Origin of the sequence: Larkinella terrae, from assembly GCF_009668025.1 — a bacterium.
In the GTDB taxonomy this organism is placed as follows: Bacteria; Bacteroidota; Bacteroidia; order Cytophagales; family Spirosomataceae; genus Larkinella; species Larkinella terrae.
The window spans coordinates 1288303-1303851 of the sequence record NZ_WJXZ01000014.1 but is presented as its reverse complement, the minus strand read 5'-3'; the positions used below and the strand labels follow the sequence as shown (position 1 = coordinate 1303851).

At 51.9% G+C, this 15549-nt stretch carries 12 protein-coding genes; 6 read left to right on the top strand and 6 right to left on the bottom strand.

The window, feature by feature from the left end; all coding sequences use genetic code 11:
* Positions 1 to 2 precede the first annotated feature (2 nt).
* From GJJ30_RS27010 to GJJ30_RS27000, 3 genes are all read right to left on the bottom strand, one after another.
* Positions 3 to 3326 (bottom strand): SusC/RagA family TonB-linked outer membrane protein, encoded by a 3324-nt coding sequence (locus GJJ30_RS27010; protein WP_154178264.1) that lies wholly within the window; start codon positions 3324 to 3326, stop codon positions 3 to 5.
* Positions 3327 to 3608: 282 nt separating this feature from the next.
* Positions 3609 to 4382, bottom strand: a complete 774-nt coding sequence (locus GJJ30_RS27005; RefSeq protein ID WP_154178263.1) for an SDR family NAD(P)-dependent oxidoreductase — start codon at positions 4380 to 4382, stop codon at positions 3609 to 3611.
* Between the two features lie 94 nt (positions 4383 to 4476).
* Complete coding sequence (locus GJJ30_RS27000; RefSeq protein WP_154178262.1) at positions 4477 to 6144, bottom strand: UxaA family hydrolase; 1668 nt, start codon at positions 6142 to 6144, stop codon at positions 4477 to 4479.
* A 124-nt stretch (positions 6145 to 6268) separates the two neighbouring features.
* Between GJJ30_RS27000 and ade the strand changes: the two genes are divergently transcribed.
* The 3 genes from ade (at position 6269) to GJJ30_RS26985 (ending at position 10056) form a co-directional block, all read left to right on the top strand.
* On the top strand, positions 6269 to 7918 hold the full coding sequence (ade, locus tag GJJ30_RS26995; RefSeq protein WP_154178261.1) for an adenine deaminase: 1650 nt from the start codon (positions 6269 to 6271) through the stop codon (positions 7916 to 7918).
* A 161-nt stretch (positions 7919 to 8079) separates the two neighbouring features.
* On the top strand, positions 8080 to 8670 hold the full coding sequence (locus GJJ30_RS26990; RefSeq protein ID WP_124873068.1) for an RNA polymerase sigma factor: 591 nt from the start codon (positions 8080 to 8082) through the stop codon (positions 8668 to 8670).
* Positions 8671 to 8784: 114 nt separating this feature from the next.
* Positions 8785 to 10056: a replication-associated recombination protein A gene (locus tag GJJ30_RS26985; RefSeq protein ID WP_154178260.1), complete on the top strand. Its 1272-nt coding sequence runs from the start codon at positions 8785 to 8787 to the stop codon at positions 10054 to 10056.
* Here the strand turns inward: GJJ30_RS26985 and GJJ30_RS26980 are convergent.
* Positions 10050 to 10454 carry a hypothetical protein gene (locus GJJ30_RS26980; RefSeq protein ID WP_154178259.1) on the bottom strand — a complete coding sequence of 135 codons (405 nt, stop codon included), beginning with the start codon at positions 10452 to 10454 and terminating at the stop codon, positions 10050 to 10052. The two genes, GJJ30_RS26985 and GJJ30_RS26980, sit on opposite strands and share 7 nt — an antisense overlap.
* 161 nt (positions 10455 to 10615) lie before the next feature.
* Positions 10616 to 12616 carry a S9 family peptidase gene (locus tag GJJ30_RS26975; protein ID WP_154178258.1) on the bottom strand — a complete coding sequence of 667 codons (2001 nt, stop codon included), beginning with the start codon at positions 12614 to 12616 and terminating at the stop codon, positions 10616 to 10618.
* Between the two features lie 169 nt (positions 12617 to 12785).
* Here GJJ30_RS26975 and GJJ30_RS26970 point away from each other — a divergent pair, with 169 nt between their 5' ends.
* Positions 12786 to 13610, top strand: a complete 825-nt coding sequence (locus GJJ30_RS26970; RefSeq protein WP_154178257.1) for an alpha/beta hydrolase — start codon at positions 12786 to 12788, stop codon at positions 13608 to 13610.
* A 127-nt stretch (positions 13611 to 13737) separates the two neighbouring features.
* On the opposite strand, the gene GJJ30_RS26965 is transcribed toward GJJ30_RS26970, so the two are convergent.
* The gene (locus GJJ30_RS26965) at positions 13738 to 14511 is read right to left on the bottom strand and encodes a MerR family transcriptional regulator (protein WP_154178256.1); all 774 of its coding nucleotides are present in this window, start codon (positions 14509 to 14511) and stop codon (positions 13738 to 13740) included.
* Positions 14512 to 14629: 118 nt separating this feature from the next.
* Here GJJ30_RS26965 and GJJ30_RS26960 point away from each other — a divergent pair, with 118 nt between their 5' ends.
* Positions 14630 to 15097 carry a GNAT family N-acetyltransferase gene (locus GJJ30_RS26960; protein WP_154178255.1) on the top strand — a complete coding sequence of 156 codons (468 nt, stop codon included), beginning with the start codon at positions 14630 to 14632 and terminating at the stop codon, positions 15095 to 15097.
* A gap of 117 nt (positions 15098 to 15214) precedes the next feature.
* Positions 15215 to 15535 carry a hypothetical protein gene (locus GJJ30_RS26955; protein WP_154178254.1) on the top strand — a complete coding sequence of 107 codons (321 nt, stop codon included), beginning with the start codon at positions 15215 to 15217 and terminating at the stop codon, positions 15533 to 15535.
* Positions 15536 to 15549 lie beyond the last annotated feature (14 nt).

The following is a 15549-nucleotide window of genomic DNA, read 5'->3' as shown; positions in this document are numbered from 1 at the left end:
AATTAGAAACTGGCTCTCAGCATCACGCCCATCGTCCGGAATGACGGGTTGTTACCAGCGTTGCTGATGTTATCCGTCCACCGGGTACTGGAGTTGGTCTGTTCCGCATCCAGATCCTTGATGGTCCGGTAAATGAAGAACAGGTTCCGTCCAAACACCGACAGCGTCAGATTCTGAGTGCCAATGCGCCGGGTGAAGTTGGCCGGAATCCGGTAGCCCAGTGAAATTTCCCGCATCTTGATGTAGGAATTCTCCTTCACGAACAGCTCGTAGCGGGCGTTGCCGTACTGCGGTCCACCCCAGTTGTAGGTTGCATTGTAATAGGTAGCCTGAGAAACTACATTGGTATTGGCTTCCCCGTTGGCAAGAACCCCGCTCATCAGCATCCCGTCGTGGTAAACAACCTGACCGTTTGGTCCGGCGGCTGCCGACGTCTGAACTCCTTTGCCGTTGGCATCAATGTAATAGCTCAAGCCGCCGTGTTCCGCGTCCATTGCCGTCAAGCTTTCTTCCGTCAACCCTCTGGAAGTCAACCAGTTGATACCGGTCGGCATGATATAACCACCGTACCGGAAGTCCGTCACGACATCCAGGTTAAAGCCTTTATAGCTCACGCTGTTGATCAAACCGCCCGTCAGTTTCGGCATCGCATTTCCAACTTTGATCCAGTTAGCGCCATCCAGTTGATACAGACCATTCGTTCCAACGACAGGCTGTCCACTGGCATTTTTAAGGATACCGTGCGCGTAAATATCACCCATCGGTTGCCCGACAACCGACCGCAACTGAGCCGCGTTTCCGTCGTAATCCGCGTGGAGTAGCTCCGTCGAACCGTTGGCCAGCTTTTCTACCTTGTTACTGTTTTTAGCCAGGTTCAGAATAATATCCCAGTTGAAGTCATTCAGCCCGGCGCCTTTAATGGGTGAGTAATTCAGGGCCAGTTCCACACCCTGGTTTCTCAGCGTACCGATGTTGGCCAGAACCGTTCTGGCACCCGAGCTGGCAGCAATTGACAACGGCAGAATCTGATCGACGATCTGCGCATTATAATACGACAGGTCTAAGCCCAGGCGGTTTTTGAAAAACCGGGCTTCCAGACCGAATTCATATTCCCGTTTTTGCTCCGGACGGATTTTATCGTTCCCGTAGGCGTTGCTGATGTTCGTATACAATACGGAACTACCACCGGTTTGCTGTAAACTCAGGTTACCCTGGTTGTAAGCGTTGTTGGCGCTGTAAATAATCGGATAATTCCCTACGATTCCGTAAGATGCCCGCAGTTTTCCGTATGAAACCGCCACCGGCAGATCCAGCAAGTCGCTGAATACGAAACTCGCGTTCACGGACGGGTACGTAAAGGCGTTGTTGCCCGAAATAAGCGTCGAGGTACGGTCTCTCCGGATTGTACCTTCAACAAAGAATGAGCCTTTGTAATCAAAATTTACCGTTCCAAAGTAAGCGTCCCGGACGTAACGATCGCGGGTATTGCTACCACCTGCCGTATTTACGGATGCCGAAATGTCGAAGAAGTTCTCCGTGCTCAAACCACCGTTCGTCGATCGGCTTACGAAAGTATTTAACTGCTTGTTGGCCGTGTAACCCGCTTTTGCCGAAAGTGTAATGTCGGTATTCAATTTCCGGGAATAGCTCAACAACACGTCACCGTAGACATTATTGTACAGGTTATTGTTCATCGCAAAAGAACCTGAATAACCGAAGGCAAGAGGAATCGAACTCCGTTGCTTGTCTTCAATCCGCTCCGACGTTATATCGGTCCCGATCCGGCCCCGGAGGTTTAACCCGTCGATAATCTCCCAGTTCTGCGTCAACGAGGCAATCACGCGGTTGCTGTATTCATCGTAGGTGTTGGCCCGCGTACTCCACACGTAATCACCGATATCCGATTTGAAACCATTGCGGATGATATTTTCACCCGGCGTCAGACTCTGGTTGGTCCCGGTTACGAACTTGTAGCCCTGGCTGGTTTGGTACTTGTTAAAATACCAGTCGGCGTTTTCAAACCGGTTCATCATCCCCGTAAAGTTGTTGATCATCCGATCGACTTTATACGGGCGGTTATGCGTCGTCTGGTTCACAAAGTTCACCATCAAATCCGTCGTCAGCTTCTTGTTAATGTGAAAGCTGGAGTTCAGGTTCATGATGTTCTTGCTGTTCTTCGCGTTGTAGCTGATCATTCCGTTGTCCTGGCGGGTGTAGGAAAACCGCAGGTTGGATTTGTCCGTGGCCTGCGAAACCGCCAGGTTGATGTTCGAGCTGCTCGCGTTCTGGAATAGATCAGCGTAGCTGTTGTTGGAAGGAGAATACGGACGGATCACACCATCGAACGCCATTACCGGCTGTCCGTCAAATTTAGGTCCGAAGTTGACCGTCGCATTCAGCAAACCCCGGGTGTCACCCACGCCGTCGCCGTTGGTATCGTAGGAGATAAAACCGTTGGCATCCTGACCACCATTCGAATAGTTCAGCATGTAACCCGGACCTCTGACGTTCTGATAGCGAGGCAGGTAAGCAATTTTATCAACGCTGTAGCTTGCGCTGAAATCAACGCCCAGCCCTTTTCCGGCTTTTCCGCGTTTGGTAGTCACCAGAACGACCCCGTTCACGGCTTCCGAACCGTACAGTGCGGCCGCTGAAGCACCTTTCAGAATCGAGAGGTTTTCGATATCGGCCGGGTTCAAATCCAGCAGACCGTTTCCGCGAATGCGTTGGTCACCCCAATAATCGTTGTTCCGAACCTCGCCGTTGCGAATGGGAATACCGTCCATTACGATCAGGGGCTGCGTGTTACCGGTAATGGAGCTTAACCCGCGGATGCTGATGCTCACCGCACTGGTCGCACCACCCGGCGTGGCATTGATCGTTACACCGGGCGCTTTTCCGTAAAGTGCCGTGGCAAAGTTGGGCGATGCGGTTTTAACCAGGGCTTCGTTGTTAACAACTGCCGTAGCGTAACCCAATGCGCGTTTTTCCTGCGAAACACCGAAAGCCGTAACGACCACTTCGTCCAGAATTCCGGCATCTTCGTCCAGCGTAATATCGATCACGGAGCGGTTTTCAATGGCTACTTCTTTCGATTTGTAACCGATAAAAGAGAAAACCAACGTTCCGGATTTACCGGCAGAAACACTGTACTTGCCACTCGCGTCTGACGTAGTACCCATTGTCGTTCCTTTTACCAGGATCGAAACGCCCGGCAATGCCTGCCCGTCGGTACTCGCCGTCACCCTGCCCGTGATCGTCTGCGCGAACGTGGGAGTACTTATTATCAAACATAAGATAATAAGCCTCAGTAGATTTTTTGCCATAGAAAGATGTAGTGTAATAGATGTTCAAGAAATTTAACACAAGATTAATAAAATATTTTAAAATATAAGCACATACTATAAAATATTTATTAAATATGATTTAGATATTGTTTTTTTATAAAAAATATAGTAAATGGAAACTTTTCCCAACGCAAACGGGCGTACCGGAATATCCGGTACGCCCGTTTGCGTTGGAAGAAGCAAGAAGTTAGACGTGAGAAAAGAGACCAATTGCTCCCCGCAAACCGGTCTCCTGTCTCAATTCTAACCTCTCCTGTCTCTTTAGTTATTCAAGCGGACAAAACCGCCATCGATCGGATAATCACAACCCGTATTAAAACCGGCTTCATCCGAACAGAGATAGAGGGCCAGGGCGGCAATCTCGATCGGTTTTGCCATCCGGCCAATTGGCTGCGTGGCCGCCAGTTTGGCAAACATTTCGGCTTCTTTTCCGGGATACGTTTTCGCGATAAAACCATCCACAAAGGGTGTGTGAACCCGGGCGGGCGAAATGCAGTTGCAGCGAATGTTGTGTTTCAGGTAATCCTTCGCCACCGACAACGTCATCGACACCACCGCGCCTTTGGTCATCGAATAGGCAAACCGGTCGGGAATGCCCACCGTGGCCGCAATCGACGCCATGTTCAGCACGACGCCCCCGCCATTGGCTTTCAAGTGGGGAATGGTGGCATACAAACAGTTGTAAGCGCCTTTCACATTGACCGTAAAAACGCGGTCGAAGTCGGCTTCGGTGGTGGTTTCCACCGTTCCGATGTGGGAAATACCGGCGTTGTTGACCAAGATGTTGATGGGTCCGCCCGCGGCAACCTGCCCAATTACCTCGATCACCTGTGCCTGATTCGACACATCGACCGCGTGCGCGTACGCGCGACCACCCGTAGCGTTGATTTCTTCCGCCACGGTTTTCGCCAGATCAGTATTCAATTCAAGGATGTGAACCAACGCACCCGCCTGCGCAAACGTCTGCGAAATCGCCAGCCCAATCCCACTGGCCCCACCCGTAATGATGGCAACTTTATCTTTTAAGCTAAACATCTTTATTATTGTGTGAATGAGCGATTGAGTGATTGAGTGACGCGAATCTTTTAAAACTCGCTCAATCACTCAATCACAAAATCACTCAATAAAATTAAAGTGAAACGCCCCGTTTCCAGGGAATAAAATCGTCCTGACCCAGTTGTTGGGCTTTGGTTTTCACTTCGCCACTGGCCAGCCGGATGACGTATTCGAGCATTTCTTCGGCGTTGGCTTCAATGGTTTGTTCTCCTTCGATGATCGGGCCGCAGTCGAAATCGATGACGTCGGGCATTCGCCGGAGCAGGGCAGTATTGGTCGAAATCTTGGCAACCGGACAAATCGGATTTCCCGTTGGCGTACCCAAACCAGTAGTAAACAGAATGATATTCGTACCCGAACCCGCCATACCAGTCGTCGCTTCCACGTCATTGCCCGGGGTGCAGAGGAGGTTCAGGCCGGGCGTGGTAGCCGGTTCGGTGTAATTCAAAACGTCGGTAACGGGGGAAGTGCCGCCTTTTTTGGCCGCTCCCGCCGACTTAATGGCGTCGGTAATCAACCCATCCCGAATATTTCCCGGCGACGGATTCATGTCAAAACCGGAACCCACGGCTTCGGCTTTGGCCGAATAATCCTGCATGAGGTGAATGAATTTCAGGGCTTTTTCGTCCGAAGTCGAGCGGTTGATCAGTTCCTGCTCCACGCCGTTCAGTTCCGGAAACTCCGCCAGCACGGTTTTGGCTCCGAGCGTGACCAGAATATCCGATAGATGTCCGATGGCCGGGTTGGCCGAAAGGCCCGAAAAACCGTCTGAACCACCACATTTCAATCCGACAGTCAGCGCACTCAGGGGCGCCGGTTTCCGCTCAATTTTATTCGCTTCGATCAACCCCAGAAACGTTTCGCGAATGGCGTTGGTCAGCATTGCGTATTCGGTGCCGTCCTGCTGTTCGAATATCAGCATCGGTTTGTTGAATTTCGGATTCCGTTTCCGAACCTCGTCTTCCAGCATCGACGTTTGCGTATGCTGACAACCCAAACTCAAAACCGTGACACCAACCACGTTGGGGTTATTGATAAAACCGGCAAACAGACCGCACAAGGCTTCGGAATCCTGCCGCGTGCCGCCACAACCCATTTCGTGCGTCAGAAACTTGATGCCGTCAATGTTTTTAAACGGCCGCTTCGTTACCGGTTCGTCGAGCGTCCGCACCTGCGAGGGATCCAGGAACGCTTCCATTTTATGAACCCGATCCAGGTCGCCGACTTTATACAGTTGCAGCAATTCGTGGACCTGTTCGCGGTAAATCTCCGATTGGGCGTAGCCTAATTCCCGCTCAAAAGCATCTTTCAGGATCAGAATGTTGCGGTTTTCGCAGAAAACCAGCGGCACGACGAGCCAGTAATTGGCGGTTCCCACCTGCCCATCGGCCCGGTGGTAGCCCATGAAGGTCCGGTTTTTCCAGGCCGACACATCGGGCGGCTGCCACGAATACGGTTGTTTTTTTTCGATACCGTAATGATCGGCATCGTGCTTCAAATTGAACGTTGTAATGGGTTCGCCCCGCTTGATCGGTTGCGTTGCCTTGCCAACCAGAACTCCGTACATAATAACCGAGTCACCGGTTTGCAGGTCTTCGGTTACGAATTTATGTTTAATGCCAACGCCAATGGGCAGCGTGTACGTTTGACCCTCAAAATCAATTTGTTCGCCCGGTTTGAAATTTTGCAGGGCCACAATTACATTATCGGCAGGGTGTACTTTCAGAACTTTATGTTGCATAGTTATTCGAGTAGGAATTTCGGTGGGTGCTGATGGATCAGGAGCCCTCGGTTTAATACAAGAGACAAAAGTCTGTGAATTATCACTAATATTGAAATAAAAAAATCAAGATTCTTCCCTATTCATGCAAGTTTCCGGCAATCTCCTAAACCTCTTCGACCGCACCATCCGTTTTAGTCAGTTGACCATTGAACAGGGACGGATTCATCAAATTGATGAATTAGGACCTGAACAACCCGGAAAACCGTATTTGCTGCCCGGTTTTGTCGACGCGCACGTCCACATTGAAAGCTCCCTGCTCACGCCCGCCCAGTTTGCCCGGATGGCGGTGGTGCACGGCACGGTTTCCACGGTTTCAGACCCGCACGAAATTGGCAACGTGCTGGGCGTCGAAGGAGTCGAATACATGATTGCCGACGGCAAACGCGTTCCGTTCAAGTTCTGCTTTGGCGCGCCATCCTGCGTTCCGGCCACCACCTTCGAAACCGCCGGAGCCATCATCGGCGTTCGGGATGTAAGAAGATTACTGGGATTAAAGGAAATAGGCTATCTGGCCGAAATGATGAATTTTCCGGGCGTGTTGCAGCAGGACCCCGACGTGATGGCAAAAATTGCCCTGGCGAAGGCATTTAATAAGCCCATCGACGGCCACGCGCCCGGTTTGCGGGGCAACGACGCCCAGCAATACATCGACGCCGGAATGACCACCGATCACGAATGTTTTACGTACGAGGAAGGGCTGGACAAAGTGCAGCGCGGGATGAACATTCTGATTAGGGAGGGCAGCGCGGCCAAAAATTTCGAGGCTCTGATTCCACTGCTGAGCGGTTTTCCGGAGAAAATCATGTTCTGTTCCGACGATAAACACCCCGACAGTTTGCTGGAAGGCCACATCAATCAATTGGTCAAGCGGGGGCTGGCCAAAGGACATGATGCGTTCGATGTGCTGCGGGCGGCCTGTCTGAATCCGGTGCTGCATTACCGTTTGCCGGTGGGCTTGCTGCGCGAAGGCGACCCGGCTGACTTTATCGTCGTGGATTCGATTTCGGACCTAACGATCCTGAAAACCTTCATCAACGGAGAAATCGTGGCCGAAAATGGCGTTTCGAAACTGCCGGATCTGCGCAGCGAACACGTCAATCAGTTCAATTGCCAACCGAAAAAACCGGTCGATTTTGAAGTCATTGCCGAATCCGTCGGACAACTTCAGGTCATCGAGTGCCTCGACGGTCAATTGATTACCAACAGGTTAACACTCCCTCCTACGCTGATTGAAAACCGGATTGTTTCCGACCCGGCCCGCGACATTCTGAAAATAACCGTGGTCAATCGCTACCAGGATTCGGCTCCGGCGCTGGCTTTTATCAAAAATTTTGGGCTTACAACCGGCGCAATCGCGTCGTCGGTTGGCCACGATTCCCACAATATCATTGCCGTTGGCTGCGACGACGAAAGTATTGCTCAGGCGGTCAATCGGGTCATTGAAGCCAAAGGCGGTCTCAGTGCGGTTTCCGGCAACACGGAATCCGGTTCGGGTGATTCTCAATTTATCCCCCTCCCCATCGCCGGACTCATGACGGACGCGAACGGATATTCTGTGGCTGAACAGTATACCGCGATCGACCGGTTTGTGAAAGACAAACTGGGCAGCACACTGACGTCGCCGTTTATGACCCTCTCCTTCATGGCGTTACTGGTGATTCCGTCGTTGAAGTTGAGCGACAAAGGTCTCTTTGACGGAGAAAGTTTCCGATTTACGCCAATTGTTATCTAACGGTTGATAAAACCGTATGCAAGCATACCAGAATAAAAATAATCCAATTAATACAAGATTTTTTAAAAAAATGCCTGGACTGTTTTTATTACCAAGATTTGTTAATAAGTTTACATTCTGTACACTGAGTACATTCTTTCGACCCATCCTAAACCTTAACTATGCCTCGCTACCGCACCCCGTCCGGTATAGACGAAGAGCAACTCTGGGATCAGTTCCGGAGTGGCGATGAAGTGGCTTTCGCCCGGCTTTACAAGGAATATGTTCAGGTGCTGTATCACTACTGCGCCCATTTCACCGCCGACCGGGCGCTGATCAAAGATTGTATTCACGACCTGTTTGTCGAATTGTGGAAACACCGGCAAACCATCGGCCAGACCACTTCGGTGCGGTTTTATCTCATGGCGTCGATCAAGCGGAAGCTGGTTCGCCACCTGAACGCCGAGATGAAATTCAGCAGCCAGGACGATGTCGAAAACGACCGCGAATGGCTCCCCGGCTGCGCCCCCTCCTACGAATCGACGCTGATTTCGTACGAAGAAGACGACCACGTTAATTCCTGCGTGGCCAAAGCCATCGAAAAACTCCCCCGCCGTCAGCGCGAAGCTGTTTATCTGCGCTATTACCAGAATTTGAGCAACGAGGAAATTTCGTCGCTGATGCAGATCAACATCCAATCGGTTTATAACCTGATCTTTGGCGCGCTGACCAACCTCAAGAAATACATCTCGCCCGAAAAAGTGGTTTTGTAACGCAACCTAACCCGTTCGCTGGCGTGTTAACTATTGTTTGCCGTTTGAAGTTTACCCACTAAGCTTGGCTACCTTTGTAACCAGAACCGGTAAACATCAAACGGCAAATTCTGCATGAACCCCATTACCACGCCCCTACCCGAACGCATGCGTCCGCGCACCCTCGACGATGTCATTGGCCAGCAAAAACTGATTGGTCCAAAAAGTGCCTTGCGCCGGGCCGTTGAAACCAACCGCATTCCATCGATGATTTTATGGGGGCCGCCGGGCGTCGGGAAAACCACACTGGCGCAGCTGATTGCGGAAGCGACCAAACGCCCGTTTTTCAGCCTGAGCGCCATCAGTTCCGGGGTCAAGGAAGTTCGGGATGTGCTGAGTCGCCCATCCGGTTTGTTTCCTCCGATTGTTTTTATCGATGAAATTCACCGGTTTAACAAGAACCAGCAGGATGCGCTGCTCGGCGCGGTTGAAAAAGGAACCATTACGCTGATCGGTGCGACGACTGAAAATCCGTCGTTCGAGGTCAACTCGGCCCTGCTGTCGCGCTGCCAGGTTTACATTCTGGAATCGCTGGGCGCGAACGAACTCAAGCAACTGGTCGATAACGCGCTTCAGAAAGACAGTTATCTGAAAGAGAAAAAAATAACCGTTGACTCCTACGATGCGCTGATGCGGCTTTCGGGGGGCGATGGTCGTAAGCTCCTGAATTTATTGGAGTTAGTAGTAACTTCCCGACCCGATAACCAGGAAATGACGATCGACGATGAGCTGGTGACCGCCGTTGCCCAACACCAGATTGCGCGGTATGACAAATCCGGCGAACAGCACTACGACATCATTTCGGCCTTCATCAAATCCCTGCGCGGCAGCGACCCTAACGGAGCCCTGTACTGGATGGCGCGGATGATCGTGGCCGGTGAAGATCCCGAATTCATTGCCCGGCGGATGTTGATTCTGGCGTCGGAAGACATCGGCAACGCCAATCCGACGGCCATCATCATGGCGACCAACGCGATGCAGGCCGTCAAGGCGATTGGCTATCCCGAATGCCGGATCGTTCTTTCGCAGGTAGCGGTTTATTTAGCCACTTCGCCCAAAAGTAACGCCAGTTACATGGCTATCGGCGAAGCGATGGCGCTGGCCGAACGCACCTCCGACCAGCCGGTGCCGCTACATCTCCGGAATGCGCCGACGAAACTGATGAAGCAGATTGGATACGGAAAAAATTACCAGTACGCGCACGATTTTGAAGGAAATTTTGTCCAGCAAAACTTTTTGCCCGACGACCTGAAAGGAACAAAACTCTATGAACCGGGTCAAAATGCGCGGGAAAACGACATCCGGAAGCAATTGCAGCGCTGGTGGGGCGACTGGTACGATTACTGAGTCACGGGCCGGTAAGGTCGGCGAAAGAACAGCGGTTTTCGGTCATTCTCCGTATTGTAACTGTGAATGGAACGGAGCAGGACGATGATGAGCACCAGGTCGAACAACTGCCAGGTCTGGCGCAAAAAGATTTCGTCCACCAGCTTTACGTTGACTTTAACGATCCCGAACAACGCCCAGAGCCATTTATAAAAATACCGGGGATAATCACTCTGCGTTTCCCGCACAAAAAGTGCAATAAATCCCAAACAGCAGATAACGCCCGAGATTCGGTAGGTTTTTGCGGACACCGTTGGCAGGATCGTAACAAGAATCAGCACGGCGCTCATTCCAAAAATCATCCATTCCGCCATCGTCGGCTTGCGAAGGAAGATTCCCCAGACGCGTTTATTTTTCATTCATTACGTTTTAGTGGTACACGATCCACTTACCAAATCGAATGTAATAACACGAAAATAGCCCATATAAAATAGGCTATTTTAGGGAATGGGGTTAAATGATTACAATGCTGTCTCTGTTTTATATCATTTTTCAGAACCGCTGCCTGGGATTTGCCCACTTATTTACCCGTCCCCAAAACCGCTACTGAGGTTTTCAGATACTGGTCGAACCACTTCAAATACCGCTCGAACCGATCGGTTTGGTAACTCGGCACCGAAAGACCGTGAAACTGTCCGGGATAAATAATGAGCTGTGCCGGAACGCCCAGCGACTTCAGCGCCTGATACATTTGCTCACTTCCGGCAATCGGCACGTTGAAATCTTTTTCGCCCCCCATGAACAGCGTCGGCGTCTTGATGCGGTCGGCTTTCAGGAACGGATAGGACACTTTCAGCCACTTATCGGTATTCTTCCAGGGCAGACCCAGCTCGTTTTCATATTGCGTAACGTACTGATCGGAACCGTACATGGTCAGTTGCAGCGAACTTCCGGCTCCGCTTGCGGCCGCCTTAAACCGCTGATCGGTCGCGATGGTGTAATTGGTTAGAATACCGCCGTAACTCCAGCCGCCGATGCCCAGCTTCGTTGGATCGGCAATGCCATTGGCCACCAGATAATCGGTAGCGCCCAGAATATCAGCCACTTCCTTATTGCCCCAATCGCCGTAGATGGATTTACAAAACGCCAGTCCACGGCCGCTGCTGCCCCGGTAATTGACGCCCGCAACGACGTAACCGCCCCCGGCCAGCAGTTGCCGCGAAAGATCGAAACCGAAATTATCCTGCCCAACCGGCCCGCCGTGAATGAACAGGATCGTCGGCGATTTCTGCCTGGCCGGAACATTGGCGGGGCGGAAAAGCATGTTTTCGACCTGCGTTCCGTCTTTGCTCCGCGACGTAAATCCTTCAACCGACGCCAGCGTTAACGGAGCCACAAAAGCATCCTGAAAGGTCGTTAGTCGGCGGGTTTCACCATTTTCGACGGCGTAAATTTCCGTCGGCAATTGCGGTTTGCTCATCAGCGTAGCCCAGCCACCCTTTGAATTTTGTTCCAGATCGGCAAAGGCGAGATCACCCCCGGCCAGGCGGTTTAGTTTGCCCGATGCCAGATCGTAGGCGCCGACGTAGGTCCGGCGATCGTCGTCTACTAAAACCGCTATCGATTTTCCGTCGGCCGACCAGCGCGGATTCCGAACCGGGCGATCCAGGGCGACGGATACCAGTTTGGGTTCGCCACCATTGGCCGAAATCACCGACAAAACCGGCTGGTCGTACATGATAAAATTCGTTGCAGCCGTTGACCGCAAATAGGCAATCTGAGTGCCATCGGGGCTCCAGACCGGGTTGTTATCGTAACCGCCCCAGGTAGTCAGTTGCTTCATCGGGGCTTTAGCACGGGCTTCGATGACGTACAGATCCGTATTTTCATTTTTGTCGGGATCGGAAGTGCGGTTGCTCACAAACGCAATCTGCCTGCTGTCGGGCGACCAGACCGGCGCGGTTTCGTCGTAACTACCGGTTGTGAGCGTATCGAGTTTCTTCGTTTCAAGGTTGAACAGATACAGGTGGGCCGCCCGGCGATCGAGGTAGCCTTTGGTGTCTTCTTTGAAATGATAGCGATCGATGACGTACGGTTTTCGAATTTTGGTTTTTGCGGAATCCGAATAATCTTTATCGCGAATCACGAGCGCGATGGATTTGCCGTCAGGTGCCCATTCGTAGGCTTCCAGGTCACTTTTCAGGTCAGTCAGTTTTTTGCCTTCCCCACCGCGTCGGTCGAGGAGCCACAGCTGGCCGTCTTTGTCGCCGTTGCGGGTAGCCACAAACGACAGGTAGCGGCCGTCCGGACTCCAACGGGGCGCCGATTCGCCGTCGGGGCTGCTCGTCAACTGAACCGTCTGTTTGCCGTCCCAGCTCACCATCCAGACATCGGTATTCCGTTTATCCTTCTCTTTATCGACCGACGAAAGCGTAAAAGCCACCCAGGTTCCTTCGGGCGAAACCTGCGGATCGGCAATGTTCTGCAATCTCAGAATGTCAGAAGGTTGAATGGAACGTTTGGCAGGAGGCTGTGCCAGTAAGGTGCCGGTCAAAAACAGGCAAAGAAAAATGGATTTCATGGTTTGTTTTGAAGAGGAATAAGCCCATGAAGATACGAAAAGTTTTTATTTTGCGGGGAGGTGTTGCGTGTTGGGCAGCGGGGTAAGGGCATGGGGCAGATTTGGAGCTCTATGCCCTTACCCCGCTGCCTAACGCCCCTCGCCCAAACCACAAATCCAAAGTACCCTAATGACTACAAAACGTATCTTTCAAGTTCTAATTCTTTTCCTTTTTATTCATCAAACCGTTCGGGCGTCCAAAGTGGATACCGTGGAAACCTACAGCGCATCCATGAAGAAAACCATCAAAGCGGTGGTGATTACGCCGGATTCGTACGCGAACGGACCGGAGTTCCCGGTGGTGTACCTGCTGCACGGTCACGGCGGTAACTACGCCGATTGGGTGAAAAAAGCACCGTCGGTTCAGAAAGCCGCCGATACCTACCAATCCATCATCGTTTGTCCCGATGGGAACGTTTCCAGCTGGTATTTTGATAGCCCGGTCGATCCGTCATCCCGGTACGAAACTTACGTTTCCGGCGAACTGGTGGCCTGGGTGGATGGTCATTACAAAACCATCAAAAACCGCTCGGGCCGGGCCATCACCGGTTTGAGCATGGGCGGTCATGGAGCGCTTTACCTGGGATTTCGGCATCAGGACGTGTTTGGGGCCGCGGGCAGCATGAGCGGGGGCGTCGATATCCGGCCTTTCCCGAACAACTGGAACATGGCGAAATGGCTGGGAACCTACGCCCAGAATCCTGAACGCTGGGAGCAAAATACTGTCATTAACCTGCTCCATTTGCTGACGCCAAACTCCCAGGCGCTGATCATCGACTGCGGAACCGAAGATTTTTTCTTTCGGGTCAACTCGAATCTGCACCAGAAAATGCTGGACCTCAACATCGCCCATGACTTCATCACCCGCCCCGGCGCCCATAACTGGACTTACTGGAACAATGCCCTAAACTACCAGCTTCTGTTCATGCGGGCGTATTTTGATAAGAGGGGATAGAGGTTTGGGCGTTTAGCAGTGGGCATGGGGCAAAGGGTGAAAGTAAAAATGCTTGTCCTTAGTCAAACAGCCTGTGATACAAACCCTTTGCCAAAGGCCCAAATCCCTCTGCCCACTGCCCAACGCCCTATACCCTCTGCCCGTCTACAAAATGCTGCATCGCTTTGCACAGAAACCGGGCATAGTCGGGATTAGGGACGCCGTTCTGGCTGGTGTAGCGCGGGTCATCGACGTACAACTGCCCGAGTCCGCGGTATGCGGCCAACGGATCGCCGTTGCCGACGGATGGCCCCCACATCTTACGGATAAACGCGTAGTGCCGGGCAACCTGTTGCTGAACAGCCGGGTCGGTCGGATCTTTGTGCATCAATCCGGCCAGCGCACCGGCGATTTCTTCGCCCTCAGCTTTGACCTGCGTCAGTTCATCTTTGGTTAATTTCTGGAGTTTGTTCTCCGATTCAGCCACGACTTTCTCCCCGTACTTGGCGACGGCTTCCTGCCGGTACGATTCCGCGGTTTCTTTCGGGAAACCGGCGTATAATTCTTCGTCTGTTACCATGATCTGTTCTCCTTTTAGTTTTGAAATGGTTTTGTCAATTGTGCTCAGCAAGGTCGTGAGCCGATCCCGGCGGTCTTTCAGGGCGGTTTTGTGACTTTTCAGCGCCACTACCAGATCGAAGTCAGGATCGTCGAGAACCTGCCGGATTTCCATCAGAGGAAAATCCAGTTCCTTGTAAAAGAGAATCTGCTGCAGTCGGATTAACTCTTTCTCGCCGTAAAGCCGGTACCGGGCTTCCGTGCGAACGGACGGTTTCAGCAGGCTCAGGCGGTCGTAATGATGCAGCGTGCGCACGCTGACTCCCGCCAGTTTTGCCAGTTGTTTGACCGAATAGGTTCTCATACTCATTGCGTTACCGATGTTGACGCTGTAAATGTAGGCTATGACGTAAGGGAAGAGTCAAGAAAAAAGTGAAGTTTTTTTTAAACTTTGCCGTATTTTACCGCCGTTCTCAACGCAAGTGGAAAATCGAACCCCCATTCCCGACCTGATTCGTCCGGCTACCCAACCCGCGGATGTTGACGCCTTACTGCAACTAATGGAAACGTTTTGCCATCATTTCGGCTATCCGTTCGACCGGCCGCTCCGGCAGCAGCTTATTCGGGAAATGCAGGAAAATCCGTCGCTGGGCTCGCTCTGGCTGGTGATGGACGAAAACCGCCCGGTGGGTTATGTGGTGCTGACGTACGGTTTTGCCCTGGAGTTCGGCGGAAAAACCGCTCTGGTGGACGAACTGTTTATTGAAGAAAGCCACAGAAGTGGTGGTCGGGGTCGTCAGGTTTTGCAACGGATTCAGCAAACCGCCGACGAACTGGGAGTTTCAGTTATTCTTTTACAAACCGAAAAATACAATCCCCGCGCGAAGCGGTTGTACGAATCCGTCGACTTCGTCGATCAGGAACGCAGTACGCTGATGTGGAAAAAATAGGTTTACGGTTTTCGGTATGCGGTTTTCGGTGGCTGACGCATGCTTTGAGAAGGATTCTTGCATTACGTTAGTGGAATGTGTCAGCCACCGAAAACCGTAAACTTTAAATCAAAAACAATGAAATTCTTTGTTCCCGCGACCAAAAATCCCGAAGAGGCTGAGAAAGTGCATGGCATTCTGCGGAAATCCATGCTGAAACACCGCTATGAAACCACGGATCTGCGGATTTATTCAATTACGTTCGACGACAACGGATTTAGCCTGACCGAAACCGTTGGCAAACCGTCGGAGACGTCCGGCGAAACGATCGTCGCCATCTTCCAGTCCGGCGATCTCTATCTGATTTGTACCAATAACCGGGGAGTGCTGCGCGGCATGCCCATGATTGCGGGCGAGTGGGCAGTAACGAATGTGGAGTTGTTTGAAGCAGAAGCGTAAACGAGCCGTCAACC

Bases quoted from the DNA above. Each gene is read 5' to 3' on its own strand.
- GJJ30_RS27010 (WP_154178264.1), bottom strand. From the start codon at position 3,326: ATGGCAAAAAATCTACTGAGGCTTATTATCTTATGTTTGATAATAAGT.
- GJJ30_RS27005 (WP_154178263.1), bottom strand. From the start codon at position 4,382: ATGTTTAGCTTAAAAGATAAAGTTGCCATCATTACGGGTGGGGCCAGT.
- GJJ30_RS27000 (WP_154178262.1), bottom strand. From the start codon at position 6,144: ATGCAACATAAAGTTCTGAAAGTACACCCTGCCGATAATGTAATTGTG.
- ade (WP_154178261.1), top strand. From the start codon at position 6,269: ATGCAAGTTTCCGGCAATCTCCTAAACCTCTTCGACCGCACCATCCGT.
- GJJ30_RS26990 (WP_124873068.1), top strand. From the start codon at position 8,080: ATGCCTCGCTACCGCACCCCGTCCGGTATAGACGAAGAGCAACTCTGG.
- GJJ30_RS26985 (WP_154178260.1), top strand. From the start codon at position 8,785: ATGAACCCCATTACCACGCCCCTACCCGAACGCATGCGTCCGCGCACC.
- GJJ30_RS26980 (WP_154178259.1), bottom strand. From the start codon at position 10,454: ATGAAAAATAAACGCGTCTGGGGAATCTTCCTTCGCAAGCCGACGATG.
- GJJ30_RS26975 (WP_154178258.1), bottom strand. From the start codon at position 12,616: ATGAAATCCATTTTTCTTTGCCTGTTTTTGACCGGCACCTTACTGGCA.
- GJJ30_RS26970 (WP_154178257.1), top strand. From the start codon at position 12,786: ATGACTACAAAACGTATCTTTCAAGTTCTAATTCTTTTCCTTTTTATT.
- GJJ30_RS26965 (WP_154178256.1), bottom strand. From the start codon at position 14,511: ATGAGAACCTATTCGGTCAAACAACTGGCAAAACTGGCGGGAGTCAGC.
- GJJ30_RS26955 (WP_154178254.1), top strand. From the start codon at position 15,215: ATGAAATTCTTTGTTCCCGCGACCAAAAATCCCGAAGAGGCTGAGAAA.